The sequence below is a fragment of the Anabaena sp. WA102 genome (genome assembly GCF_001277295.1).
Classification (GTDB): domain Bacteria; phylum Cyanobacteriota; class Cyanobacteriia; order Cyanobacteriales; family Nostocaceae; genus Dolichospermum; species Dolichospermum heterosporum.
Window position 1 is genome coordinate 5,475,940 of record NZ_CP011456.1, and the last position, 24,872, is coordinate 5,500,811.

Sequence of the window (24,872 nt, forward strand, 5' to 3'; positions counted from 1 at the left end):
CCATACTCCTGATAGCGCAGCGTGGCGTTAGCCATACTCCTGAACTCCTAACTCCTCTCAGTATGACCATTAACTATCATGACTTGGTGAATTTATTACAATTTCCCTTTATGCAGCGTGCCATTATGGGTGCTGTGTTAATGGGCATTTTAGGTGGTTTATTGGGCAGTTTCGTTACCTTACGACAATTATCCTTTTTTAGTCATGCCGTTGGTCATGCAGCCTTGGTAGGTGTGGCATTAGGCGTGTTACTCAACACTAATCCTACTTGGATGTTACTCCCGTTTACCTTAATCTTTGGGGTTGTTGTTCTCTACCTAATTGATAAGACTGATTTGGCTAGTGATAGCGTTCTCAGTATAGTGCTATCTGGGGCGTTAGCAATTGGTGTAATTCTCACCAGTTTTATTAAAGGATATCGCGGTAACTTAATGGGGGTACTATTTGGCGATATTTTGGCTATAGATAACACAGATTTAATTTTGACGCTATTGGTACTTGTTGGTAGTAGCGTTTTTTTATTATCAACTCTGCCGCAACAGATTTTGTTAACTCTTAACCCCGACGTTGCTCAAGTGCAAGGCATACCTGTACAGTTATATCGCTATGGATTCGTTGTTTTGCTTTCTCTTGCCGTAGCTGTAGCAATTAAAGCCGTTGGTGTTTTATTAGTAAATGCGTTTTTGGTAATTCCGGCTGCTACAGCCAAACTTATGAGTCACCATTTCAGCCGGTTTCTGATTCTATCGGTGGTTGTCGGCTGTAGCAGTAGTATCGCGGGAATGATGGTTTCTGGTTTGTTTAACCTAGCATCTGGACCAAGTATTGTTTTTGTGCAATTTCTGGTATTTGTGACTGTGTTTAGCTGGGTGAAGTTGACAATGAAGGTCGGCTAAAATTCTTTTGAATAACCCCTTGACTAATCTTTTTTATCATGCTAGATTTAGTGGCGGTGGTGAATAAAACAGCCCACGCCGGGATAGCTCAGTTGGTAGAGCAGAGGACTGAAAATCCTCGTGTCACGAGTTCAAGTCTCGTTCCTGGCATTATATAACTGGATTACCTACTGATAATTTTAGTAACTTTTATCATAGCAAACAACCTAATCCGCCCAATCTTTTAATCCCTATAATCCGCGATTCTGACTTTGTCGGAGGCACATCGCCGGATTCGTTAAGAATTGTAAAACCATAAGAATGTAAGGATTAAAATGTCATGAAACCTTAAGATGAGAATTGCTGTGATCTGAACTAGCGATCGCTATAATTAATATTAGTATAGATTAGGCTGGTTTTAGAGAATTCCTTGCAGCAGCACTGACGCGATCGCTTTTGACCAAACTCCCGTACCTCAAGCAATTTTCGTGTTACGTAGTGATTCTACTTGGGTGAAATACTATCTGTATAATAATAGCAGAAGTATCTTACTAATGGTCAAATTCACTTGGCAATTTTTGAATAACGAAGTCTAGAACTAAAGTAGCCATCTCCAATGCCTCCTCAGCTTCGGATCTTTCCGGCTCAATTACATCCCCTGGATATCGAAATTCCGTTGCATAAGGGGTCAAAGTATCCGCTATATCTTTTAAATCATGAAACCCAGGTTCAAACAATGAACAGATATCTAACAAAACATCCAAATCATGGGTTTTTTTGACTACCTGCTCTTGATATGTCAAATAAGCCTTTAATGCTTTTTCGGCAGCCTGTTGACAATGGTAAACAACAGCATCCAACAGAGATTCTTCATTATTAAGTAACACATACGCAGCCTTTAAATCTCGCTGGCTCTTGATTAACCACTGTCTAGTTTCTGCAAATTTTGCGTTATCCATACAGGAGTTTACCCTGACTTATTACTTGATTGACTAGTGAGTTGGCTACACTAGCCTTGAGTTCAACTTCTGAGCGGGTCATCACCAGAATATCTTTTGGAATACCAATACCACGCAAAGCTTTGTATGCCTGACGCGCTCGACGATAGCGTGGTTCATCTGATTTTGAGATAATCACTAATAAGTCAATATCGCTATCCTCGGTCGGTTCACCGTAAGCATAAGAGCCGAACAAAAAAATCTGTTCTGGTTCGAGCGCGCTCACCAGTCGGTTAGTAATTTCATTTAGAAACTGAGTGCTTAAATGCTTGGCAGCCATAAAATTTAACTTATTCTAATACTTTCTTTAAAATACACTAAACACGATGGGGCAATGAACTTTTGCAAAATTTTGAACAACCAAAGCGATCGCTATGATTAATATTAGTATAGATTAGGCTGGTTTTAGAGAATTCCTTGCAGCAGCGCTGACGCGATCGCTATGAGTAGTATTTTTAGAAAAGGTAAGTATAGATTAGTATGGCTGGTTTTAGCGATCGCCCTTGGCTTATCTACTATAATTTCTGTGAGGATAGCGTAAGCGCTGCTGCAAGCAGTTCGCTACTATTGTCCTTAGTAGTCAAGGGATTGTGGTTACACCTCTTGCTGTACCTTCAGCCGGTGACAAGTCAGAATCTCTGATGCGGGTCTGAAGATAAACTATCTAAAAACTGACTCGGTGTAACAATCAAGATATCTCGAAAAGGATGCAGTTCTAATAAGTCTTTGTCTCCTGTGATAATATGAGTGGCATTTCCAGAAATGGCTAATTCTAAGAATTTATTATCTTTAGGATCTCGACAAATATCAATTGTTTCATTAATTGTGATTAATTCTGTTTCTCTGGCTAAACTGGCTAAAAAGTCTTCACGAATTTCTCTCGATAGATAGCGGTCAAATTTTGGACGACTGAGTACATCAATTAATTCTGATAAAATCTCCACAGAAATTAAGATTACTCTGTTTTGTTTGGCTTCTCTAAGAGCTTGCATTGTGGTAGATTTAGAGAAGATTAATGCACTGACAATTACATTTGTATCAATTACGATACGGTTAGTTTTCATCGTTGAGAATAGATTCTAAAATTTCTGGGGTCATTCCGTTAGCAATGGCTTGTTGACTCGCTTCTTCCATGATATCTAAGAGTGGTTTTTGACTGACTGCTTTTTGCAGCATTATGTTGAGAAATATTTGGATTTTTTGCTGTTTTTCTGGTTCTGCTTCTCGGTACGCTTTGGCAATTTCTGGCTCAACTTGAATGGTAATGTTTTCCATGATAAGTTACAAGTTCATTAGTCTAGTTTTATTATAGCGATCGCCAGCTATTTCTGTTTTACAGTATTACCTATCCTGAATTATCTTAATCTCCTCTTCTGTTAACCTATACAATTTGTACACTATAGGGTGTGTTGGCTAGTGTTAAGGATGTTTTAGATGAGATGCAAGCATAGGAAATGAGAATTTCAGACCGGCTGTATGTGCAGGTTTTGACTTTAGCACAGGAAAAGAAAGTTTGAGGATAGGTAAGGTAATTTATCTCGTGAGCAGTTGTTAGTGAGATTTCAATGGCGAACTGCTGACGCGATCGCTATGAGTAGTATTTTTAGAAAAGGTAAGTATAGATTAGTATGGCTGGTTTTAGCGATCGCTCTAGTACAATACGGCGTAAATTTCCAAAGACATTTTCCGCTCCCCGCCTAGAGGTGATTATCAAACGTAATATCACAATAGAAGCGAACTCTACCAGGCACTAACTCTTAAAATCTTATGCCTAATTAATTGATAAGCATAACCTAAAGAATGAGCAATCGGCATTGTTAATAAAACGATTCCACATAAAAACCAGCGACTTAAAAAGGATGGTATTTTACCTTTATCACCTCGCCAAATTTCTGACTCGAAACTAGTTCTTGATTTTAATGTGACTCGCAGACTTTCTAAAAATGGTAATAACAGCCCTAAGATAACTAATATTACCATAGGTAGCCCCAGTCGAGGAAACAGTAAATCAATTAACAACAATAAAGTTATTGATGATATTACCAAAAATGGTACTATGCCTCTTATTTGGGACTTAATAGAGTGTTTAATGCTGGTTAAATAACGACCTCGACCGTATTTAAAATATTGAATATAGAGAGACTTGAATGTTTTTCGGGGATAGTACCAAACACGGATTTTGGAACTGATGTAGATTGCATTTTGGTCTTTTTTAAGTAGTTTTTGGTTGAGTTCCGCATCTTCATTAGCAGTTGCTTCTGTTGAATAACCTGATACTTCTGTCAAAGCCTTCTTCCAAAAACATCCTAAATAAACAGTTTCTGCATAACCGTTATAATTTGGGTCTCTATATTTTGCTCCTCCACTGCCTAAAATACTCTTGGAACTTAGAGCTATTCCCGCTTGAAAAAGTGTGTTAGCCGCAAAACGTTGCGCTCCACCAACATTTAGAGCTTTGGATTCTAGTAATGCTTCGACACATTTTTCTATATAGTCAGGAGCGTAGTCTGAATGAGCATCGGCTCTAAGGAAAATATCACCCGTGCATTCCTGTAATATGAGATTTAGTCCAGCAGATTGAACCTTTAAAGGGTTATGTATGAGTTTAATTCGGGAATCTTGTGTAGATAATCTTTTTACTATCTCTTGAGTGTTGTCATTACTCCCACCATCAGCGATTATGACTTCAATTAAATTCTGATATTCTGTTGCTAAGAAACCTTTGATTACTCGTTCTATATTAGCTGATTCGTTGTAGGTGGGAATGGCAAGAGAAATGGTGGGTAAATTATCTAACATAATTTCTTATTATTCCTTTGAGAAAGCACTCGTAATTATCTTAAGAGAATCATACAATTTTGTTCATAATCTTTGAGAGATAATCATCCGAGTGATGTTTTTGGAAATATTTTACCGATTCCCAGTAAAGAAATTCGTATTCGCTTACATTCATGCTAAACAAATGGTTAATGCACTGTAACAGTGCCGACTCATCATTAAAGTTAACCATAAATACAGATTTTAATTCTTTTAAATAAGCGAAGGCAGGAATATCATTTACGATTAGTATCTTCCCAAATTTTAACGCTTCTGGTATGACAGCACTTTGCGTTGAAAAAAAGTAAGGAACTACTACAAAATGTGTTGTATGTAACAAAAAAATCTTGCCAGAATTTGTCATGTAGCCAGGAAATTTAATTATTAATTCTTCGTCGTAATTTACATCTATACCTATGTCACGACCGCCACGAATAAATCGAGCCTTACCTGGGTAATTCTTACTGATAGAATTGACAAGTGATATAAAACCTTGAGGATTTTTATCTTTTGCTATCGTACCAAGCAATGAGAAAACTTTGTAATTATCCCAAGTAAGCTTCAACTGTAATAAGTTTTTTTGCAAGTTTGTCTCTAACTCAGATGAAAATGTCAAATTAACCTTAATAATTTTTTGGATTTCAACAAATTCTTTAGCTCTAGTTAATGCTTCATCACTTGGTATTAAAACCTTATCCGATAATTTGGCAAATAATAAATTACAATAATAGACTAGCAATGCTTTAATAGGATTAATTCTTCCTGGTTCATACTTAGGTTCATGCATTAAATAAATTATTTTCAAATTTTTAGAAAATAATTTACTTATGATTCTTAGTATGCTTGATAAAACTAAATAATCAAATTGAAGTGCAAACAAAAACAGTGCAATACTATTATCTGCCTCTAAGCTTGCTAATTTTTTTCCCACAGATACAATTGTTTTATTCTTAAAAACAGATAGATAATTAACATTATAATTACTACTATCAACATATCTATTATTTTTTAAAACTGCATAATATGAGTCAGAAAAAGGCTTTAGGTTAGGATTTTTGGGGTTGACAATATATATGTACTGCATGGGTTTATTGATGATAATAATCCAAATGGTTTTTAGTGATGTAGTAATTTGAGATAGGAAAACAAATTTTACTTGCTATAAAAAATGATTATTATCCTATAATTATGAGCAAAGCAAGAGATAAATAACTAAATCACACTACAACAAATAGACATTTCCGAAAATTAAATATATGTGGACTAAAAACCTTGTAGGGATGTTTTCTGGAATATCCTTACATTCATTATCGGAGATGTCTATTGTATTTAAACTAAAGTGATAATGTGATTAGATTACATTTCTTTGTTATGAGATGCTATGGTTTTCTGCTCAACTGTATTACTTTTGTATTTTGAATATAAAAAATTGATCAATTTCAGTCTTAAATAAGTGGGTGTATTGTGAATACAAAAGTGCAGCAATCTCTTTAATAAGATATTTATTTCTGACGGAAATGAGTTGGGTGTAAAATCTAATTTATACTTATCAATAGGAAGATTGTAAGTTGATGTTCTTAACAATTTACCACCATCAATAATGTGTTCTCCATAATCAAATACAGTTTCATAGACACCATAAAAACTCAGTCCTCCTTGCTCACGCGCTCTGGAACTACCAGAATTTTCAAACTCCCATATACTCTCACCCTCTTTAATCAAAGATAAAAGTGAAGATTTTTTCCATATAGAAGCTTGAAGAGATGCTAGATATGGCATCATCATATCGTATCTACCAAATAAACTATCTTCATTTTCTGGATAAAAAGGTTTTGGACGACGGACAAGTCTAAGAGAGTCAATATTTTTCCTGATGATAAATTCTAGACAATTCTCTATTTGCAGTTGATTTATTTTTTTGCGGATAATAAAATCATCTAGTGTTAACAGGACGTACTCAGTATCAATCTGATTAATCCATTCTAATAAGCACGAAGACCAACTTAGATATTGACCCTTTCTATTTACAAGAGTTTTACTCCTTTCAGAAAGCAAAGAGTCTGTTCCTAAATAGACTGGATATGGGCAATCAGACCAATATTTTTCGAGAAAATCAAAGTTTAGAGTCCACAAGGATTTGTATTTATCTGATGAACAAATAAGAATTGAGAGCTTTTGCATATGCTGGTTAGAGGGTGTTCTAAAATTTAAAGACTGCAATCATGAATATTAATTGATTGAAAATCAATAGCTTGAATTATAATACCCATCAACCTAAAAAACTAATACTCGGGTTATTGAAGGATGATTATAAACGAAAAATGAATAAAAATACATTAAAGAAATTGCTAAAAACATACTTATGTTAACTACTTTTCTACCTATGTCTTTATTTGAGAATAATAAAGCTAACGCTATTATGATTAAAAAATTTAAATAATATTCCAAACGCAATGCAATAATTGGAGAGTAAGAGTATAACAAACAAGAACAAAATAGGATAAAACAAATTTTTATGAGTAAATTAAATGTAATGTTGTGATACTGAAAAAAGGTTTTCTTTAAAAGAATTATCATAATAATTAAAAAAGCATCCATTATCATTTTATAAGTTAATTTTTCTACTCCTTCATCATTAACTATGTCATATCCTGAGTATATTTCTTGAGAAGTATTAAAAAAAGATTGACCAAAGATAAAAATTATAGATACAAACAATAATAATGAAAGAAAAGATGAGGGTTTCGATAATCTTCTGATTTGGAAAATATTAACAAAAAACAAGCATATTAATAGATATAAGCTTGACATATGAGCAAAAAACTGAAATATAACGAAATAAATAACATAGAATCTATTATAGAGATTTGATTTTATCTTATTGGCATTGCTAAAGAGAAATTGTGAAATGGAAATAATATTCAAGAAAATTGCTATAGCTAGTCCTTGCCTCAAAAAATTTGCTGTCATTAGTATCCCTGTATTTGTAAATACCATGAATGATATAGTGAGCAAGAGTGAATTAGGGCTAAAGCTAGTCAAGAATGAAACACCAATAAAAATTAGACTTATTATTGTAAATTCAGTTAAAACCAGTAGTAGTGTGTCATTGCCAGTGATTACAAAATAAAACTTCATTATTAGCTGTAGTAAAATATCAATTTTTGGAAAATTAATACTCCATAGTTCTTCTAGAGATAGAGTCTTTGCTTGCTGATGAAAAATATTTGGGTCTAGATTTGGATCATCATATATATTTCTAAAACCAAGAAACAAAGACCACCCAAAATACAAGAAAAATAATGACCACAAAATTTGTATTTTATTGAATTTGATAATATTAATTAAAAAGTATAGAAACAAAATAATTATAAAGTATAACGTAGGAAAAATTCCAATAATGTCTGCCATTTTTTATTTTAGGTATCTAAAATTGACTAGAGATAAAAGTGAGTGAAAGTTTAACCGTTTAGGGATACAAAAAAATAGACAACATGACAATCCACGAACTCACTACTAAAACTAAATGGCTCTTCGGTACTTGTTATGCTAAATTATTTTTTTTAAATCCCAAGATCCTTGTTATATAAGGATTTTACATTAATTTATTGGTTATTTTGACAAATTTGGTATCAAAAACAATAAAATCCTTTATTTATATGGGTTGTGGGGTAAATAAACTCATATTTGGCATAAAAGGTACGGAAGAACCAACTAAATTTAGTCTAGATTTGGTTTTTTCCAGTTAATTGTTAAGTAATTGGACAAAAATATTTACAGTCATTGCGAGCGAAGGGAAGCAATCACAACCCTTGGAATTGCTTCATTTCACTTTGTTCTATATGGCTAACGCCACGCTGCGCTAACGCAATGACATTGTGTAATTAATTCTGTCTCACTACTTAATACTCAAAAATGCTACAGTGGGCTGCCAATTGTCTTTTGGGTATTTCTTATGGAATTTGAGCTATAGGATAAATCACTCCCAAACCCTGCTAAGTAAGAACTTTAAGACTTAGAAAAATGTTATGAGGTACAGTTAATCAATCTTCCGTATTTAAGAAACTAGTTTATTCTTCTTGTTACTGTACTTGTTAACAGTAAAAACTGCTATATAGACTAAAACTAGATAAACTTCTTTTAAAATTACGCTATCATTCAACAACGCCTACATTTTCACAATTTATCAGTTGATAATTTTCTAAGATAAAATAAACCACAGCCATAAATTATATCTGGAACTTTTGCGGTGTTAGCATTTTCGTAAAAATCATCCTTATCATCAATGTAAGAAAAAGAAATCAGATCATAATCTGCCTTAGTAAGGGAGAGAATAGTTTCAACAGAGAACACACGATGTCCATTAAATTCAACTCTCTCAAAACCAATAGGAACTGATAACAATAAAGTTCCACCTGGTTTTAATAACTTTGTTAAAGAAGTCAAACCTTTAATATGCCCTTCGGGATCAATTGGATCTCCATATCGCCCCAGTCCAAAATGCTCTAATGCATGTAAACAAGAAAGAGAATCACAAATGTTGACTGGTACGCTTTCCGATTGCATCAAATCAGCTTGACGAAAAGTCATACCGGAAACATTTGAAGCCATAGGTCTAACATCGAGAATTTCAATATCACGGAAAGTCAGCACATGGGATACAAAACCATCAATTCTTGAGCCAACATCTATGTGATGCTCTGGATTATTTTGATAAATCTTGCGTGCTGCCCATAGGTCTTGGTGAAAATAATGTTTAGTGATATGACCAGCCCCTTCATATCTGTCTATCATACATGGAAATAGATTTCCTATAGCAATAGCTCGATTGGATTTCTGACTTTCCAAATAAAATTTTAGGAATTGAGAAATATAAATAGGAACTCCTCTGAAAAATGAAATCGTATTAAGAGGAGTAAATCCTAATTCAGAAATAACATGATAAACTATCTTAAGATTATAACGTATTCTAGGTATCAATGATTGGCTCATATTTTTGTTCATGTTTGTTTTGAAGATGAATAATAGGACAATTATCTCTATTTTATTGGTGAGTTACTAAAAACTTATTTTACTTAGCATAACAATAATTGTTTGCTTATAAATATTGATAAACCAACCAATTAAGATCATTACATGGATTGTAGAAATAATAACCATAAACTCAAGTTGAGAAACTAATAATCCAATTAGTATACATATCAGAAACCAAATTAAAGGAAATATTAAAGATTTTAGCCAAAACCATTTAGGTAAATTTAACAGTTTAAGTCCTGAGAAAATCATCAGCCAAGTTAAAAGAAATCCAATATTACCTGCCACAGCGCCTAAAAAACCGAATTTGCTTGCCCCAATAGCAATCAGTGTTAATGAAAAGCACCCACTTATCAACTGAATGCTCATCACTAGCCTGGGGGCAATACTCAGGAGGATGAAGAATCCCACAGCATTCAGTGAAAAAAGTCCATAAATTAATGTCGCAATCCTAAAAGCTATTATAGTGCTTTTAGTAGCTGCACCTGCAAACATTAAATGCATGACTAATGGGGCAAACATAAACAGCCAACCAGCAGAAACAAGGGCAAAGAGAGCGTTCACTTCCAGAGCCTGTTTTATCTTTTGGGTAAACTCTGGATGACCCATACTATCGTTTTCTGAGTAATTACTCAGAACTGGGACAAGAGGCTGAACAGGTAATGCTGAAAATGAATTAATTGCCGATGTTGCATCAGTAATTCCAGCATACATTCCCAAGGTTTCAGAACCCAAAAAATAACCAACAATCAGCCGATCCCCCCTACTGAATACAGCAGTCCCTAATGACATTAACCAGATAGTTAAGCTGTAGTTAGCAATTGCCATAACCTTTTCTGTTTTCCAAATAGGCTTTAGGCTGACACCACGAATTAGAGATAGTACCACCCAAATATGACTTAATAATGTTACTATTGTAGTCAAAGCTTGCCACTGCATGAGTGCTACCGTCCGACCACCAAACCAGGCTACACCAAACAGCCCAAAACTCAGCAAAAAATGCTGCATCGTATTCAAGATATTTAGTAAACTATAACGCTGGTAAGCTTGCTCTATACCTATTAAAACTTGTTGAAATAATTTTGCCCAGATAACGAGTCCACCAATCTGTAACGCTTGTACAACTACTGAATGTTGTATTTTTCCTACTTTAGGAAACAGATCAATAATACCATCAGCACCAAAGAAAAGAGCGATCGCCGCGAGTGTAGCTAGTATAAGCATACCCCCGATGGTAATGGTTAAAGTTTGCGATAACCCATTGACATCTTCCTTTCTTAAGTCCTGGGAAACAAACACAGTAGTTGCTGTAGCAAGACCAGCCTCAGCTAAAGCAACAATTGTAATTACAGTGCAAGAAAGTGTCCACAAACCGTATTCTTCAACGCCAATCAGGCGAATTAGTAAGGGAATTGTCAGGATAGCCAATCCAATTCGGATAATTCCACCAGCGGCATTATATAATCCATTCTTTAAAAAATTGTTATTCACCTAAAGCATTGCCATTTGATAGAAAAGTTCCGGTTGATTATTTATTTTCTGAGCCGCAATTAATGTGGATTAAAAACCAATCTAATCTTTTGTTTTATCCCATAATTAGCCGTAGCTGTCCCCTACTCCGACCATTCATGATCCTGACTAGCCTCTTCAACCAAGTCAGCCATGCCCTGGGAATCCAACAGTGTGACTGGGTTAGTAAGACTCTTATCTTATCCAATGTATTGCTTAGTTAAGCCATTTTCAACCAGCCAAATACATCATCAACAGTTAATTTTAAATCTACTCCTGCCAATACAGGCAGAATATCGGTTTTTTCCATCAGTATTGGTTGGCGATCGCATAAAAATACTAGAATACTTAAATCATCAGGATCAAGAAACCATCCTAATTTACATCCATGCTCCATACAATACAAGATATTGCCAATCACTTTATTTGATTTCTGTTCAGGAGAGAGAATCTCAATTACCCAATCTGGAGACTGTTCAAATCTATCTGGGACTTCTCCACTGCTAAGGAAAGGAATATGTTCCCATGTAAAAACTGCTATATCGGGAACAATTGACCTACTACCAAAGCTACACCTGAGTTCAGGAAAAGCATAGGCAATTTTTTCAGATTCACTCACCAAATTAATTTCGCTGCTAAGTTTCCCTTGCAGTCGGCTGTGTCTTCCTTTAGGCATGGGTTTTTGAATAATATCTCCATCCAAGAACTCTGACGCAGGCTTGGTCTCCGGCATCATTAAGAACTTTTCTAATGTAATATCTTTTGTAATATTTTTTACGGCACTGATGGTCATATATTTATGATTGGGGTAGCCGACTGTGGAAATCGTTTAAGGGAATGTAGGAATAGGTGGACTTGGTTTGTGTAGTCGCGTATCCCTGACGGGAGCCGGAGGCATCTTTATAATCGCCGGAAACTTTTCAAACATCCTCTGAGATAATTATATCCTATAGATCAGAACTTGCGAAACGTATAAATTCTTCCCTACGAGGGAATGGGGGGTCAAAGCCTCTCTCCGCACCTCTCACTAACCCTCTCCTCTTAGGGAACACCAAAAAATAAATTACCCAATTTTGTGGGATAGGCATCCTGCCTGTCCTTGATGGTAACAGGCAAGATGCCTGCACCACAAGGGATTTTTGGGTATTTTTTTAATTGGAATTCTCTAAGAGAACTCCACAAAAAAGATGAACTGCTTGTATTATTAGCAGGCAAGATGCCTGCACCACAAGGAATTTTGGGATATTTTTTTATTGGAAGTCTCTAAGACTCTTATCTTATCCAATGTATTGCTTAGTTAAGCCATTTTTAACCAGCTAAATACATTATCAACAGTTAATTTTAACTCTACTCCTGCCAATGCAGGCAGAATATCGGTTTTTTCCATTAGTATTGGTTGGCGATCGCACAAAAATACTAGAATACTTAAATCATCAGGATCGCAGACATTGTTTCGAGAGTCTATACCTTAATTAGACATAGCTTTCCCCTGCTCCGGCCTTCTCAGTTACGAGCAGGTTGCGAGGGAGGAACCGAGATCAAAAGACCATCAAAGCTCAACTCCTAAAACACAGACAATTTAATTAATCTCGTCAGAGTGTGAAGACAAATTACACCCGACCAAAAAACCCTGACCGCACATTAGCCTCCGAAGACTTCTTCTTGTCTTCTTTACCTCCGTAATAACCACTGGCATAGTAATATCCACCATAACCACTTTCCTTACCAATACCATTCACAACCATGCCCAAAATAGGCACTCTCGCCTGCTCAAGTAATGACTTCGCCGCAGTTACCGCTGAATACTCCACTGCACCGGGACGGACAACCAGCAATAACCCATCCACATACTTGCCAACAATCAGGGGATCAGTAACAGCCGTTAAGGGAGGTGTGTCAATAATTACGAAATCATAATCCTTACTAGCCTCTTCAACCAAGGCAGCCATGCGCTGGGAATCTAACAGTGCCACTGGGTTAGGCGGAATTTTTCCTGCTGGTAACATATTCACCAGAGGGGATACTTCCTGGACAGCATTTTCTAACTGCGCCTGACCGGCTAAGATATTGCTTAATCCCAGCAAATTGTGTATTTCCCAAACCCGGTGCTGACGGGGAAGACGCATATCAGCATCCACTAACAGGACTCGTCTTCCTACATAAGCTGCTGCTAGAGCCAGATTTGCCGCCACAAAAGATTTACCCTCTCCAGGGGTTGCACTAGTCACCAAAATCACCCGCAATTCTTTGTCAGAGCAAGTGAACCCCAGGTTAGTCTGGAGCATTTCAAAAGACGTACTGACTGGTGAATAGGGGTCATCCAATAATGGCAACTCTTGCCGACCTTCCTGCCGATTTTTCGGATTTTTTTCCCCATATTGGGGAATCGTCCCCAGCAAAGGAAAGCCCAACAGCCGATTGGCTTCTTCAATATTTTTGAGGGATTGATTCATGGATTCCAACACCAGTGCCGTTCCTGCGCCTAAAATAACTCCCAAAAATCCGCCTAGTGCGAGGTTGAGGGGAATCTTAGGAGAAATGGGACGTTCAGGAACTAAAGCTCCAGAAATGATCCGCGAATTACCTACATTCTGATTCTCTAAAACCTGAACCAACTGGAATTGCTTCAGAAATTCTTGGTAGGTGATTTGTGCAACAGTTAACTGTCGCTGTAGCTGTTGTTGTTGTTGTTCCAGTCGAGGTAAGCTATCCAAACGTCTTCTGTTAACTATAAATACCCTTTGCAATTCCTCTATTTGTTTTGTTAATGCTAACCTTTCTACTTCTGATTTGACAAGGTCTTGAGTTAATGCCTGTTTAAGTTCTCCTATCTGCAAATTCTGTTTGGATAGGAACTCGGAACTACCAACGGTCTGGCTGACTCGCTGTTCTAGTACGTTTTTCAGAGATGCCTCTTTCATGACTAAATCCACGACCTTTGGATTATCACCAGTATAAAGACTTCGCGCCACTGCTAGTTCAGATTGGGTTTTTTGGTATTCTGTGAGGACTTGTTGTACACCGGGTGATTGACTTAAGGTACTGAGATCCACAGCCTGTTGTGTACCCAGTTTCATTTCATTCTGTAAAGCTACGGAACGAGTCAAGGCCGCCGCCAATTCCCCTTGGCTCTGGGTAATTGCTTCATTCAGCTTTCCCAGAGATTCCAAACCAGTTTTCGCTTCTACATCCAGAGCTACCACTCGGTTGTTCTCCTTAAACCGGCGTAAGTTCATTTCTGCTTTCGTAACTCGGTGTTCAACTTCTGGTAATTCCTTGGATAAAAATTCTCGCGCTGACCTAGCTTCGGTACGGTTAGTGCGAACATTACTCTCTAAGTAATATTTCATCAGGGAATTCACCACATCTGCTGCTTCCTGGGGATTTGTACTTCTGTAAGAAAGCTGCATCACATCTGTTCCTCGGACAGTCTTCAGCTTCAGTTTTTTGAGAAAAACTTCCAAAGAAAGCTGTTTGCCTTGATTATCTGTCAACTTTAGTGTGGTAATAGTTTTTATAACGATGGGATAGGAGCGGATGATCTCAGATTCAGTATCTACTGGGTTGCTAAGGTTTGTCAGTGCGCCCAATTCTCCCATCTGTTGAGAGAGACTTGAGAGTGATGAAGCCCCACTTTTTTTAGTGAAAACCAATTTCCCTTCTGACTCGTAAACTGGTTTTGTTGAGTAAGTGACAAGGGCTGTGACTCCGAAGACAAAAGCAAATACGACTGATGCCACAGGCCAACGTCTTTTGAATATTAACCAGTACTGTTGAATATCAATAGGGGAATCTTGGTCTTCTTGGTTAATGGACATAAATTAATTTAAGAAAATATACTAAGTGTAGGAAGCGCTGTACAAGTTGTAGATCATCTGTTTGAACAAAAATCACTCATCCCCGGCTTTTGGCATTTAACATTTGTAAAATAGCGATTATTTGTTACGCAGTTTGATTGTCGTATTGAGTAGGGTGCGTCAGACAGAGGAAATCTGTTTTTTACCAAATTATTGGGTCTGACGCACCCTACAAGAGTAAAATCACTCAAAACTCTCTTCCTGTTCCCTGTTAAGAGTTCCCTGTTCCCTTGCCCCAACGACAATTTTTAACGCCCACCTACTTATAGCTTTGTAACAGCTTACCTTTTTCCCAAGCAAGAAAGCTGGAGATGATATTATCTAAGTTATTATACTTGGGCTGCCAATTCAATACCTGCTGAATTTTTTCTGCATCAGCCGTCACACAGGCTGGATCTCCGGGACGACGCGCCACTTCAATTACGGGAAAATCTACCCCAGAAATGTCTTTAACCCTTTCCACAACTTGTCTAACACTATAACCTTTGCCATAACCACAGTTGAGAATTTGACTTTCTCCACCCCTTTCTAGATAGCGTAACCCATCAACATGGGCTGTGGCTAGATCTTCGACATGGATATAGTCTCTAATTCCTGTCCCATCTGGGGTGGGGAAATCATTGCCAAATATCTTGAATTCTGCTTGGCGTTTGAGGGCTGCATTACAAGCATTGGCAATCAAATGAGTTGCACTGGTTAAGTTTTGTCCAATTCTGCCACCGGGGTCGGCTCCTGCGACGTTGAAATAGCGGAGAATTACATACCGCAGACGAGATGCCAGTCCGTAGTCTTGAATCATCCATTCGCTCATCAGTTTGGAGCGACCGTAGGGGTTAATCGGTAAAGTCGGAGTAAACTCTGTGACGGGATTTTCTCTAGGTTCGCCGTAAACTGCCGCTGTGCTAGAAAAGATCAATTGGTCAACACCCATGATACTACAGCACCGCAGTAAATTCAGGGTATTCCGGGTGTTGTTAGCGTAGTAATCAAGGGGCTGGGCAACGGATTCTGGTACAACTAGACTGGCAGCGAAGTGCAATACCGCACTAAATTGATGTTTGCCAAAGACTTGGTAAAGGCGGTCTATATCTCCTAAGTCGCCAATAATTAGCTGACCATAAAGTACAGCTTGTGCTACTCCTGTAGAACAATTATCATATACAACTACATCATAGCCAGCCTCACCTAGTTGACGCACCACATGAGAACCAATATAGCCGGCACCCCCTGTCACCAAGACTTTCTGATTCATCTGCCTTTACCTAATAAAACAACTCTGATGGTTTTCAAGACTATCACTATGTCCAACCATAATGAATAGTTTTTGATGTAGTAAAGGTCGTAAGATAGCTTTTCATAGGCATCTTCTAGAGAAGATCCGTAGGGATAAAGCACCTGCGCCCAACCAGTAATTCCTGGTTTGACTAAATAGCGCATTTCGTAATAAGGAATTGCTTCTTTGAGCTTGACATCAAACTCTGGCCTTTCTGGACGTGGACCAATCAGACTCATTTCTCCACACAACACATTCCAAATTTGGGGGAGTTCATCAATTCGCAGAACTCGTAGCCAATATCCTACTCTGGTAATGCGGGGGTCACGTTGACTTGCCCATTGTGCGCCCCTCTTTTCCGCGTCTTGATACATGGAACGGAATTTGTAAACCCGAAATGGTTTACCATACAGTCCTGTTCGTAATTGGCTATAAAAAATTGGTCCTGGACTATCTAATTTGATGATTAGTCCTACAAATATCATGAGTGGCGACACCAGCAGAGACAACAGACCAGTGACGATTATATCCATAATCTCTTTGATTTTGAGACTGCCACCACAAAATACCAAGTTAAAACCACTACTGAAAGCAAACCACTCATCTTCGAGTAGAGATGAGGGAAGTTTGTAGCATAGGGTTTCCCAAATATCAGGTAGACGGTAAACGGGAATCCCTTTCAGTCGGAGTTGCATGAGACTCTGCACTTGTTGATCAGAGAGACCTATTTGAGTTCCTACTACTACTCCCGATAAGGGTTGATGACTCCAATAAGATAAGTCATTGAGAGATCCTTCATGACTTAATTGGGGTTCGATTTCTGCTAACTCAGGGATATGTTGACCAGTTTCCGTCAGGATCACTAATCGCCCCAATGGATTTTGGGTTAAGAACATTTGGGCAAATTTTATGGCATGATTGTTGGCTCCTAGCATTAACCACCGACTTTGTTGAGCTTGCGATCGCCACCAATTAAATGCCCATATTCTTAAGATCATTGCCCAGATAGTAAAAATTCCCAGGTTAACTAATAATATACCCCGCATCCCTACTGAATTACCTTCCCAGTTTCCCGACAGATTAATTAACACGGAAGTTATGATGGCAACTATTAGACTGCTGATCAGGATGCGAGTCGGAGCTTGTAACCCAGCAATTTCTTTCTCTGGATGGTATGTATTTAACAAATACATTCCTGTTAAAGTCAGTAGTATAAATCCATATACAAATAGATCAAATCCTATCAATGGATGATCCAGAGTCCCGTAAGAACTAATTCCTAAACAGACAAATAGGCCAAAAATGTCTCCCATTATCAGAAATAGAGAGATAAAGCGTGGGAGTTTGACTAACTGAATACTGCCCCTATTAGTCTCAAATCCTATCTCTAGCATAAGTATTTTTTTTTAGAGCTTGGCTTGTAAAAACATGAATTTGTGAATCAATACCTTTTTTGCATTTAAGGTAAGAAAAGAGATTAATCCAGATGATATGCAATTGTGTAATAACAAACCCTGTACTTCACAAATCTTCCCGAATGAACACACTTTACTACACTGCGAGATTTTACAACTAGTAAGTGAATCTTAAATACATCTAATTGGTATCAAATACTTACTTAATCACAACCCATACCAAATTGTCAAGTTCCTAGCCACTGGGGTTTAGACTCAGTGATAGAAAGCGGAACAGCATCAGATTGAGTTAGTCAGATACTTAAGTAGGTGAGCGTTAAAAATTGTCGTTGGGGGAAGGCAGGGGAGCAGGGGGCAGGGCGCAGGGGGAAAGAGTTTGAGTTTGCTTTGCTCTTCTTCATATACCTTTAATTTTTTCTGTTCACCTACTTACATCAGAATTGAGGAGTCAGTATTCAGAGGAAGAAGCAACAGGGAACAGGAAAAACTCATGTTTAAAAACATGAGATTGAAATAATGACACTGTTTTTTCGTGCTACGCATCTTTTAAAAACATCTTTTTTTGACTGAAGCTCTAAACTGGTGAAACTTTAGTTTCTTATCTGTTCCCTGTTCCCTTCTTTTGTAAAGCTAGATTGCTGTTTGGCTTTGAATTAAGATCCTGTACCTCATTAATCTATAATATGCTGCATCAACCTAAACGCTGTCTGGAAAATGGGATTAAGTAAGTAGGTGAACACAATAAAACCAATTTGTGTAAAGAAAAGTAAAATCGCCCAAACCCTCTTCACTCTTGCCTCTTGCATGAGTGCCTCTTGCCTTGCCATAACGACGATTTTCAATGCTAACCTACTTATCATCGGAGAATGTGGACTGTTGATGGTTGGTAAAATGTCTTTTTGTGATGTGTAAGAAGAGCTAACTTTTATTTTTGGTTTACATTTCTTGTTCAATAATTACAGATGATGAAGCTTAAAATACGGAATATGTAGTGAAATTCAGTGGATGCCCCATTTTGTATCCGCTCAATAATCCGGGGTAAATCGTTCAATGACAACCCTCAAATGGCGTAAAATTTTTCCCGAATTAGGCAGTTGCCCCTATTTATTGAGCCGATACCCCATTTTAGTCCAAAGTTTCCACATTGCCAATACCAAAAAATAAATATACTTGAGAAGGTAATAACTTGCATTTTTACATCCATATATTCCCTTTAAGTAAAAGCTCAAATTTTAACCTTACGAAGTACAATAAAACACAATCCATGCTGAATATTCCCAAAAATTTCTTTGATTTCACCCAAACTCCCCATAGCGGTTATCATTGGGATGGGAGCGATCGCCGTTTTTTTGAGGGCTGGTATTACCGCGTCACACTGACCGAAATTCGGCAAACTATCGCCTTCATGTACTCCATCGAAGACCCAAGAGGCAATCAGCCCTACAGCGGCGGAGCAGCCCAAATACTGGGTATAAATGATGAATACCTTTGTCGCACTTTTCCTGATATCAACAAATTTTGGGCAAGTCGGGATATTTTGGGATTAGGACATTGGGGAAAAACCAACTTACAAGTTTCACCTCTGTATCTTATTCCTCGTGAATTTGCACACCATATTCAAGAAGGCTATCAAGCCACAGCTACCTTAAACCAAGGCATAATTACAGATCCTACCACTGGTAATTATTGCCGATGGGAGTATGCAATTCAACCCATGTACGCATGGGGAAATCAAAATAGTCCCCAGCAATCAACCGCCGGTTGGTTATCATTTTCTCAGATATTTGAACCTGGTTGGCAAATTTTAATGGCTCATGGTTTAGCCAGCGGTTGGATAGATTGGCATGGTAAAATTTATGAATTCACAAATGCTCCAGCATACGCAGAAAAAAATTGGGGTGGTGCTTTTCCCCAAAAATGGTTTTGGCTAAATTGTAATGCCTTTATCAATCAACCAGACTTAGCTTTAACAGCCGGTGGCGGCAAACGTGGTGTATTATGGTGGATGGAATCAGTCGCCATGATTGGTATTCACCACCAAGGCAAATTTTATGAATTTGTTCCCTGGAATTCAGAGGTAACATGGCAAATTCAACCCTGGGGTAGATGGCAAATGCAAGCCAAAAACCTCAATTACGAAATTGAACTGACAGGGACTACCCATCTTCCCGGTACACCCCTCCGCGCACCTACAACTAATGGTTTAACTTTTTGTTGTCGAGATACCATGCAAGGGGAAATCACTTTAGAATTGCGAGAACTTAATAGCGGCAAATCTCAAGTTATCCTGACTGCAAGTAGTAATCTTTGCGGGTTAGAAGTCGGTGGTGATGATTGGGATTATTGTTGGCGATCGCAATAAAAATGCTGCTATTATGATATTTACGTCATCCTTGGGGTTGTAGCTCAGTTGGATAGAGCGAGCGCCTCCTAAGCGCTAGGCCGTGCGTTCGATCCGCACCAATCCCACTTTTAAGTAATTGGACAAAAATATTTACAGTCATTGCGAGGGAAGGGAAGCAATCACAACCCTTGGAATTGCTTCATTTCACTTCGTTCCATATTTGGACAAAAATATTTACAGTCATTGCGAGCGAAGGGAAGCAATCACAACCCTTGGAATTGCTTCATTTCACTTCGTTCCATATGGCCAACGCCACGCAACGCTTACGCAATGACATTGTGTAATTAATTCTGTCTCACTACTTATTTACTTGAGTTTGGACTAATTGACATTTAGAAGCAATGAAAAGAAGCCAAGAGAAAATTACCCAAAGTCTTTGAGAGACTGAGTGAAGTCGAATCGTGGAAAAAGAAGCAGAAACTAAGCATTGCACTTTGGACTAAAGCACAACTACAAAACAGCTTTTTTTCAGGTAAATGAACCACATTTTTAAATCTCATACAAAGAGAAGAATTAAAATAATTCAGGCTCTACCGTTCCCTTTATGTAAAACAATATTTATTGTAGGTTGGGTTGAGGGACGAAACCCAACACCTCCTACTATCTTCTCGCTAATGTTGGGTTTCAGTTTGTTCAACCCAACCTACAAAAATTAAATTAATATTTTATTCCATAAGGGGAGCGGTAGAACCATAATTCATGTGGTGTAAATACATAAAAACTGCTGTAAGTTTATTGTAATTTACTGTAAGCAGCCAAAATAATTCTTTCGGTTTCTTGCCAATTGATACATTTATCAGTTACGGAAACACCATATTTTAAATCTTCACGATTCCCTGTAATTACTTGACTACCTTCATACAAATTCGATTCTAGCATCATTCCTACAATGGAATTAGTACCATCTAATACTTGCTGGATAATATTCTCAAACACCATAGATTGTAATCTGTAATCTTTATTAGTATTACCATGACTACAATCAACAACTATTCTTGGTGATAAGTTAGCTGCTTTTAATTGTTCCTCTACTAACTGAATATTCTCGGCATCAAAATTAGGCTGATTTCCACCACGCAAAATTACATGACCATGAGCATTTCCCCTAGTTTGAAATACACTCACTTGTCCCTTTTGATTAATACCCAGGAAATTATGGGGAGTCTTTGCTGATTTGAGGGCATTTACAGCAACTTGAATATTACCGTCAGTACCATTTTTAAAACCTACTGGCATAGATAAACCACTAGCCATTTCTCGGTGTGTTTGCGATTCGGTTGTCCTTGCACCAATTGCAGACCAGGAAACCAGTTCACTTATATATTGAGGTATGATTGGATCAAGTGCTTCTGTAGCAGTGGGTAATCCTAAATCTGTTAACTTTAATAGTAAGTTTCTGGCAATTAAAATTCCTTCTTCTACATGAAAAGAATCATCCATTTTCGGATCATTAATTAATCCTTTCCAGCCTACAGTAGTTCTGGGTTTTTCAAAATAAACCCGCATGATTAACAGTAATTTATCCTGAACTTTTTCTGCCAAGCCTAGCAACTTTTCTCCATATTCTATCGCCGCTTTTGGATCATGAATTGAACAAGGACCGACTACAATGAATTTACGTCGATCTTGAAAATCTAAAATATTTTCTATTTCTTGTCTGAATTTTAAAATTGTATTTTCAGCAGTTTTAGTTAAAGGTAATTTTGCCTTAACCTCATTAGGAGTTGGTAAAACATGAGAACTCTTAATGTTAGTATTAATTAATTTGTTGATCATAGCAGAAATCTCTTTATTTGTGTTATACAGCAGTAATCCTATCTAAATTATTTGTGAAACCGTTTTTGATTCTTGTTAGCCCTAAAGTAGTTAGTTAGAACAACAAGTTGCACAAATTAGCTAAGATTACTATATGCAAGGGTAGAATATATTAATATACACAGTTTTGTAAAAAAATACAAGATATGTCCGTGTTATTTCCATAACATTTAGACATAAATCCTGCCTCTAGTAGTTCGTCAAATTTATTTTGACGGGTAATGTTCCCCCAACTCCCCCAACTCCCCCAACTCCCCCCACTCCCCCCTGACCCCCCTGCCCCCCTGCCTCTCTTCTCCCCCTGCTTGCCTTCACCCGTCATTTTCGGGTTGACAGACTACTAGCCTTCATCCCTTGTCTAAAGAACAGATGTGGCTTCCTGAGTCAGCAACATCTTCAAGGGTTTTCGGCATTTTCCTTAGAGGATGTTTGAAAAGTTTTTAATGTATAAACAAACCCCTCTCCAAACCTCTCTCCGAAGCGGGGAGAGGCTTTGAAACCCCCCTTCCCTACGAGGGAAGGGGGCAGGGGGGTTAGGTTTTTGGAGATTATCGGTTTCATCTAATACTTTTCAAACAACCTCTTAGGGACTTCCAATTAAAAAAATCCCCAAAAGTTTCTTGTGGTGCGGGCATACTTCGACCCTTCGACAGGCTCAGGGCATCGCAAGCTCAGTACAAGTCTTGCCCGCTAATTACCAAGGACAGGCAGGATGCCCATCCCACAAAATTGGGTAATTTATTTTTTGGTGATCCCTTATAAAAGAATAATTTAATTTTGCAAATCGGACGCAAAGCTTATATCCCTAACTACTTAGAGAAGTTGGGGATATTTTAAGTAATTGCTAGATAAGTAATTGGACAAAAATATTTACAGTCATTGCGAGCGAAGGGAAGCAATCACAACCCTTGGAATTGCTTCATTTCACTTCGTTCCATATGGCTAACGCCACGCTTTGCTAACGCAATGACATTGTGTAATTAATTCTGTCTCACTACTTATAGTAATTTTACTCAATTGTACCAGTGGTTATTAACATATAACTTAATAACCAATTTGCTGATGTGGCTCTGCGAGTTTGTCGAGGACCAAATTCACCAATTTTGTAGCCTTTAAAACCGAGTCTTCCCTTGAGTATCTGTTTATTTTCCTGGGGAATAGAACGAGTTAATTTCATAATTGCTGGACGAGAAGCAATAAAATCCGGTGGTTGTGAATATTCATCTCGCCATGTTGATGATACTTGACTATTATCCCAAGTTTCTGTAATCGCATCATAACGATAACCTAAGTGATACCATAATAATTGGTTTACAGTGGCATCATCAATTGTATCGTTAATAATTGCCCAAATTGTTTCTGTATTTAGCGGTGGAAGATTAGACATGATTTTCAGGTAAGAGGAAGGAATAGATAATAGGTAATAATTTTACCAATTACAAAAAAGGGAACAGGGAACAGGGAACAGGGAACAGATAAGAAACACTCATTTGCTGAGTTTAGGGACTTCCAAGAAATAAATTATCCTGATTAACGAACCACAGAGGCGCAGAGGACACAGAGGAATAAGGGTTTGAGAGATTTTTGCGTTAGGTCGTTGAGTATTTTTTTATTTGGAAGTCCCTTAGAGCTTCAGTCAAGAAAAAGATGTTTTTAAAAGATGCGTAGCACGAAAAAAAACAGTATCATTATTTCAATCTCATGTTTTTAAACATGAGTTTTTTCTGTTCCCTGTTGCTTCTTCCTCTGAACAGTCCTTGCAGATATAATCAGTGTTCAAACCCACAAAATATTACTTAGCAAATATTTCGGCAAAAAACTGTCGCATAGCTTGCCAAGAACGCTGATCTGCGATTGAATTATAAACAGCTCCTTTGGGATTATTTTTGGCTTCTGGGTTAGTGAAAGAATGAAGCGCACGACCATAGTATATTAGTTGCCAGTTCACATTACCTAGACGCATTTCTCTTTCAAAACCTTGGACTTGCTCTTCTGGGACAAAGGGATCATCAGCGCCATGCAATACTAATACCTTAGCTTTAATATTTCTAGCATCATTAGGATTGGGTGTGTCTAGGTTGCCATGAAAACTAACTACACCTGCAATATTAACACCACTACGGGCTAATTCTAAGACTGTACCACCACCGAAGCAATACCCAATGGCAGCAATGTGTTTAGAGTCAGTTAAGGGATAATTTGTAAAACTTGTAACCCAGCTTTTGCCCGTTCGCGGAGTAATTTTCGATCTTGACGATAAATAGTTGCTTGTTTACCTGATTCTTCGATGTTTTTTGGTCTAATTCCTTTACCATAAATATCGGCGGCAAAAGCCACATATCCCAATTTAGCCAACTGTTGGGTCTGTTTTTTGGCATAAAACTGTAACCCATTCCATTCATGAACTACTAATACACCGGGACGTTTAACTTTAATAGCATCATCATAAGCAAGATATCCTTCCAATATTGTGTTTCCTTGCTTGTACTCAATTGTTTTAGTTTTAATTGCTGCTAATACATGAGCAGAACTCAACAAAACCACCGCAGGTGTCAGCAAAACAGAAAGTAAAAATTTCATACCTTTATTAAATTTTATAACCGTTTGTTAGCAATACTTTCAAACTTCGTTAACACACAAAATTAATATTGACAGACCACTATGTATCTGAGCTATCAAAAACAAATTCAGTAGTTATAAAGTTGCAGCAGTATGGTTTACGCCACACTACGATACGCTATCAGAATGAACTTTTTGTATAACTGGCATAGGAATAGAGGTAGATTTAATTATTTTTCGTATAGAAATATACTTATTTGATTCTGGTCTCCTAACTTCTGTATCTGTTGAGTAAGATTGCCATTCTAGCAACGCG

Annotated in this window: 20 protein-coding genes, 2 tRNA genes and 1 pseudogene; 6 read left to right on the forward strand and 17 right to left on the reverse strand. The window is 37.5% G+C overall.

The window, feature by feature from the left end:
* Positions 1-62: 62 nt before the first annotated feature.
* Positions 63-896 (forward strand): metal ABC transporter permease, encoded by an 834-nt coding sequence (locus tag AA650_RS24185; RefSeq protein WP_053540976.1) that lies wholly within the window; start codon positions 63-65, stop codon positions 894-896.
* Between the two features lie 77 nt (positions 897-973).
* Positions 974-1,046, forward strand: a tRNA-Phe gene (locus AA650_RS24190).
* A 380-nt stretch (positions 1,047-1,426) separates the two neighbouring features.
* Here AA650_RS24190 and AA650_RS24195 read toward each other — a convergent pair.
* The 4 genes from AA650_RS24195 to AA650_RS24210 form a co-directional block, all read right to left on the reverse strand.
* Complete coding sequence (locus tag AA650_RS24195) at positions 1,427-1,834, reverse strand: HEPN domain-containing protein (protein ID WP_053540977.1); 408 nt, start codon at positions 1,832-1,834, stop codon at positions 1,427-1,429.
* The gene (locus tag AA650_RS24200) at positions 1,827-2,153 is read right to left on the reverse strand and encodes a nucleotidyltransferase domain-containing protein (RefSeq protein WP_053540978.1); all 327 of its coding nucleotides are present in this window, start codon (positions 2,151-2,153) and stop codon (positions 1,827-1,829) included. Before AA650_RS24200 ends, AA650_RS24195 begins: the two co-directional genes overlap by 8 nt.
* Before the next feature lie 349 nt (positions 2,154-2,502).
* Entirely contained in the window at positions 2,503-2,937 is a 435-nt protein-coding gene (locus AA650_RS24205) for a putative toxin-antitoxin system toxin component, PIN family (RefSeq protein WP_053540979.1), read from the reverse strand.
* Positions 2,927-3,148: a hypothetical protein gene (locus AA650_RS24210; protein ID WP_053540980.1), complete on the reverse strand. Its 222-nt coding sequence runs from the start codon at positions 3,146-3,148 to the stop codon at positions 2,927-2,929. The genes AA650_RS24205 and AA650_RS24210 overlap by 11 nt, the downstream gene beginning before the upstream one ends.
* A gap of 273 nt (positions 3,149-3,421) precedes the next feature.
* Here AA650_RS24210 and AA650_RS28435 point away from each other — a divergent pair, with 273 nt between their 5' ends.
* The gene (locus AA650_RS28435) at positions 3,422-3,574 is read left to right on the forward strand and encodes a hypothetical protein (RefSeq protein ID WP_168635923.1); all 153 of its coding nucleotides are present in this window, start codon (positions 3,422-3,424) and stop codon (positions 3,572-3,574) included.
* A 39-nt stretch (positions 3,575-3,613) separates the two neighbouring features.
* Here the strand turns inward: AA650_RS28435 and AA650_RS24215 are convergent, their stop codons facing one another.
* The 7 genes from AA650_RS24215 to AA650_RS24245 all read right to left on the reverse strand — a co-directional run bounded on the left by AA650_RS24215 (position 3,614) and on the right by AA650_RS24245 (position 12,026).
* Positions 3,614-4,672: a glycosyltransferase family 2 protein gene (locus tag AA650_RS24215; protein WP_053540981.1), complete on the reverse strand. Its 1,059-nt coding sequence runs from the start codon at positions 4,670-4,672 to the stop codon at positions 3,614-3,616.
* Between the two features lie 49 nt (positions 4,673-4,721).
* Positions 4,722-5,774 (reverse strand): glycosyltransferase, encoded by a 1,053-nt coding sequence (locus tag AA650_RS24220; RefSeq protein ID WP_053540982.1) that lies wholly within the window; start codon positions 5,772-5,774, stop codon positions 4,722-4,724.
* Positions 5,775-6,046: 272 nt separating this feature from the next.
* The gene (locus tag AA650_RS24225) at positions 6,047-6,823 is read right to left on the reverse strand and encodes a hypothetical protein (protein ID WP_234413253.1); all 777 of its coding nucleotides are present in this window, start codon (positions 6,821-6,823) and stop codon (positions 6,047-6,049) included.
* Between the two features lie 141 nt (positions 6,824-6,964).
* The gene (locus tag AA650_RS24230; protein WP_053540984.1) at positions 6,965-8,101 is read right to left on the reverse strand and encodes an EpsG family protein; all 1,137 of its coding nucleotides are present in this window, start codon (positions 8,099-8,101) and stop codon (positions 6,965-6,967) included.
* A gap of 765 nt (positions 8,102-8,866) precedes the next feature.
* Positions 8,867-9,682: a DUF268 domain-containing protein gene (locus AA650_RS24235; RefSeq protein WP_199924343.1), complete on the reverse strand. Its 816-nt coding sequence runs from the start codon at positions 9,680-9,682 to the stop codon at positions 8,867-8,869.
* 66 nt (positions 9,683-9,748) lie between these two features.
* Positions 9,749-11,215 carry an oligosaccharide flippase family protein gene (locus tag AA650_RS24240; protein ID WP_053540985.1) on the reverse strand — a complete coding sequence of 489 codons (1,467 nt, stop codon included), beginning with the start codon at positions 11,213-11,215 and terminating at the stop codon, positions 9,749-9,751.
* 238 nt (positions 11,216-11,453) lie between these two features.
* Positions 11,454-12,026, reverse strand: coding sequence for a Uma2 family endonuclease (locus AA650_RS24245; RefSeq protein ID WP_053540986.1), 573 nt, complete (start codon positions 12,024-12,026; stop codon positions 11,454-11,456).
* 324 nt (positions 12,027-12,350) lie between these two features.
* Between AA650_RS24245 and AA650_RS28440 the strand changes: the two genes are divergently transcribed.
* Complete coding sequence (locus AA650_RS28440; RefSeq protein ID WP_199924344.1) at positions 12,351-12,500, forward strand: hypothetical protein; 150 nt, start codon at positions 12,351-12,353, stop codon at positions 12,498-12,500.
* Between the two features lie 343 nt (positions 12,501-12,843).
* Here AA650_RS28440 and AA650_RS24250 read toward each other — a convergent pair whose 3' ends face one another.
* From AA650_RS24250 to AA650_RS24260, 3 genes are all read right to left on the reverse strand, one after another.
* Complete coding sequence (locus AA650_RS24250; RefSeq protein ID WP_053540987.1) at positions 12,844-15,051, reverse strand: GumC family protein; 2,208 nt, start codon at positions 15,049-15,051, stop codon at positions 12,844-12,846.
* Between the two features lie 298 nt (positions 15,052-15,349).
* The gene (galE, locus tag AA650_RS24255) at positions 15,350-16,342 is read right to left on the reverse strand and encodes a UDP-glucose 4-epimerase GalE (protein ID WP_053540988.1); all 993 of its coding nucleotides are present in this window, start codon (positions 16,340-16,342) and stop codon (positions 15,350-15,352) included.
* Positions 16,339-17,757, reverse strand: coding sequence for a sugar transferase (locus AA650_RS24260; protein ID WP_081424323.1), 1,419 nt, complete (start codon positions 17,755-17,757; stop codon positions 16,339-16,341). The genes galE and AA650_RS24260 overlap by 4 nt, the downstream gene beginning before the upstream one ends.
* Positions 17,758-19,042: 1,285 nt before the next feature.
* On the opposite strand from AA650_RS24260, the gene AA650_RS24270 reads away from it, so the two are divergent.
* Entirely contained in the window at positions 19,043-20,140 is a 1,098-nt protein-coding gene (locus AA650_RS24270) for a tocopherol cyclase family protein (RefSeq protein WP_027402929.1), read from the forward strand.
* Positions 20,141-20,173: 33 nt separating this feature from the next.
* Positions 20,174-20,247, forward strand: a tRNA-Arg gene (locus AA650_RS24275).
* A gap of 667 nt (positions 20,248-20,914) precedes the next feature.
* On the opposite strand, the gene AA650_RS24280 is transcribed toward AA650_RS24275, so the two are convergent.
* The 3 genes and pseudogenes from AA650_RS24280 to AA650_RS24295 all read right to left on the reverse strand — a co-directional run bounded on the left by AA650_RS24280 (position 20,915) and on the right by AA650_RS24295 (position 24,577).
* Complete coding sequence (locus tag AA650_RS24280) at positions 20,915-21,958, reverse strand: 3-deoxy-7-phosphoheptulonate synthase (protein ID WP_053540990.1); 1,044 nt, start codon at positions 21,956-21,958, stop codon at positions 20,915-20,917.
* Between the two features lie 1,048 nt (positions 21,959-23,006).
* Positions 23,007-23,384 carry a DUF1823 family protein gene (locus tag AA650_RS24290; protein ID WP_053540992.1) on the reverse strand — a complete coding sequence of 126 codons (378 nt, stop codon included), beginning with the start codon at positions 23,382-23,384 and terminating at the stop codon, positions 23,007-23,009.
* A gap of 405 nt (positions 23,385-23,789) precedes the next feature.
* Positions 23,790-24,577: pseudogene (locus AA650_RS24295) on the reverse strand (dienelactone hydrolase family protein).
* Positions 24,578-24,872 lie beyond the last annotated feature (295 nt).

Coding starts and splice junctions, on each gene's coding strand:
- AA650_RS24200 (WP_053540978.1), bottom strand. CDS start 2,153: ATGGCTGCCAAGCATTTAAGCACTCAGTTTCTAAATGAAATTACTAAC.
- AA650_RS24235 (WP_199924343.1), bottom strand. CDS start 9,682: ATGAGCCAATCATTGATACCTAGAATACGTTATAATCTTAAGATAGTT.
- AA650_RS24215 (WP_053540981.1), bottom strand. CDS start 4,672: ATGTTAGATAATTTACCCACCATTTCTCTTGCCATTCCCACCTACAAC.
- AA650_RS24220 (WP_053540982.1), bottom strand. CDS start 5,774: ATGCAGTACATATATATTGTCAACCCCAAAAATCCTAACCTAAAGCCT.
- AA650_RS24260 (WP_081424323.1), bottom strand. CDS start 17,757: ATGCTAGAGATAGGATTTGAGACTAATAGGGGCAGTATTCAGTTAGTC.
- AA650_RS24195 (WP_053540977.1), bottom strand. CDS start 1,834: ATGGATAACGCAAAATTTGCAGAAACTAGACAGTGGTTAATCAAGAGC.
- AA650_RS24185 (WP_053540976.1), top strand. CDS start 63: ATGACCATTAACTATCATGACTTGGTGAATTTATTACAATTTCCCTTT.
- AA650_RS24250 (WP_053540987.1), bottom strand. CDS start 15,051: ATGTCCATTAACCAAGAAGACCAAGATTCCCCTATTGATATTCAACAG.
- AA650_RS24210 (WP_053540980.1), bottom strand. CDS start 3,148: ATGGAAAACATTACCATTCAAGTTGAGCCAGAAATTGCCAAAGCGTAC.
- galE (WP_053540988.1), bottom strand. CDS start 16,342: ATGAATCAGAAAGTCTTGGTGACAGGGGGTGCCGGCTATATTGGTTCT.
- AA650_RS28440 (WP_199924344.1), top strand. CDS start 12,351: ATGCCTGCACCACAAGGGATTTTTGGGTATTTTTTTAATTGGAATTCT.
- AA650_RS24280 (WP_053540990.1), bottom strand. CDS start 21,958: ATGATCAACAAATTAATTAATACTAACATTAAGAGTTCTCATGTTTTA.
- AA650_RS24245 (WP_053540986.1), bottom strand. CDS start 12,026: ATGACCATCAGTGCCGTAAAAAATATTACAAAAGATATTACATTAGAA.
- AA650_RS24230 (WP_053540984.1), bottom strand. CDS start 8,101: ATGGCAGACATTATTGGAATTTTTCCTACGTTATACTTTATAATTATT.
- AA650_RS24270 (WP_027402929.1), top strand. CDS start 19,043: ATGCTGAATATTCCCAAAAATTTCTTTGATTTCACCCAAACTCCCCAT.
- AA650_RS24290 (WP_053540992.1), bottom strand. CDS start 23,384: ATGTCTAATCTTCCACCGCTAAATACAGAAACAATTTGGGCAATTATT.
- AA650_RS24205 (WP_053540979.1), bottom strand. CDS start 2,937: ATGAAAACTAACCGTATCGTAATTGATACAAATGTAATTGTCAGTGCA.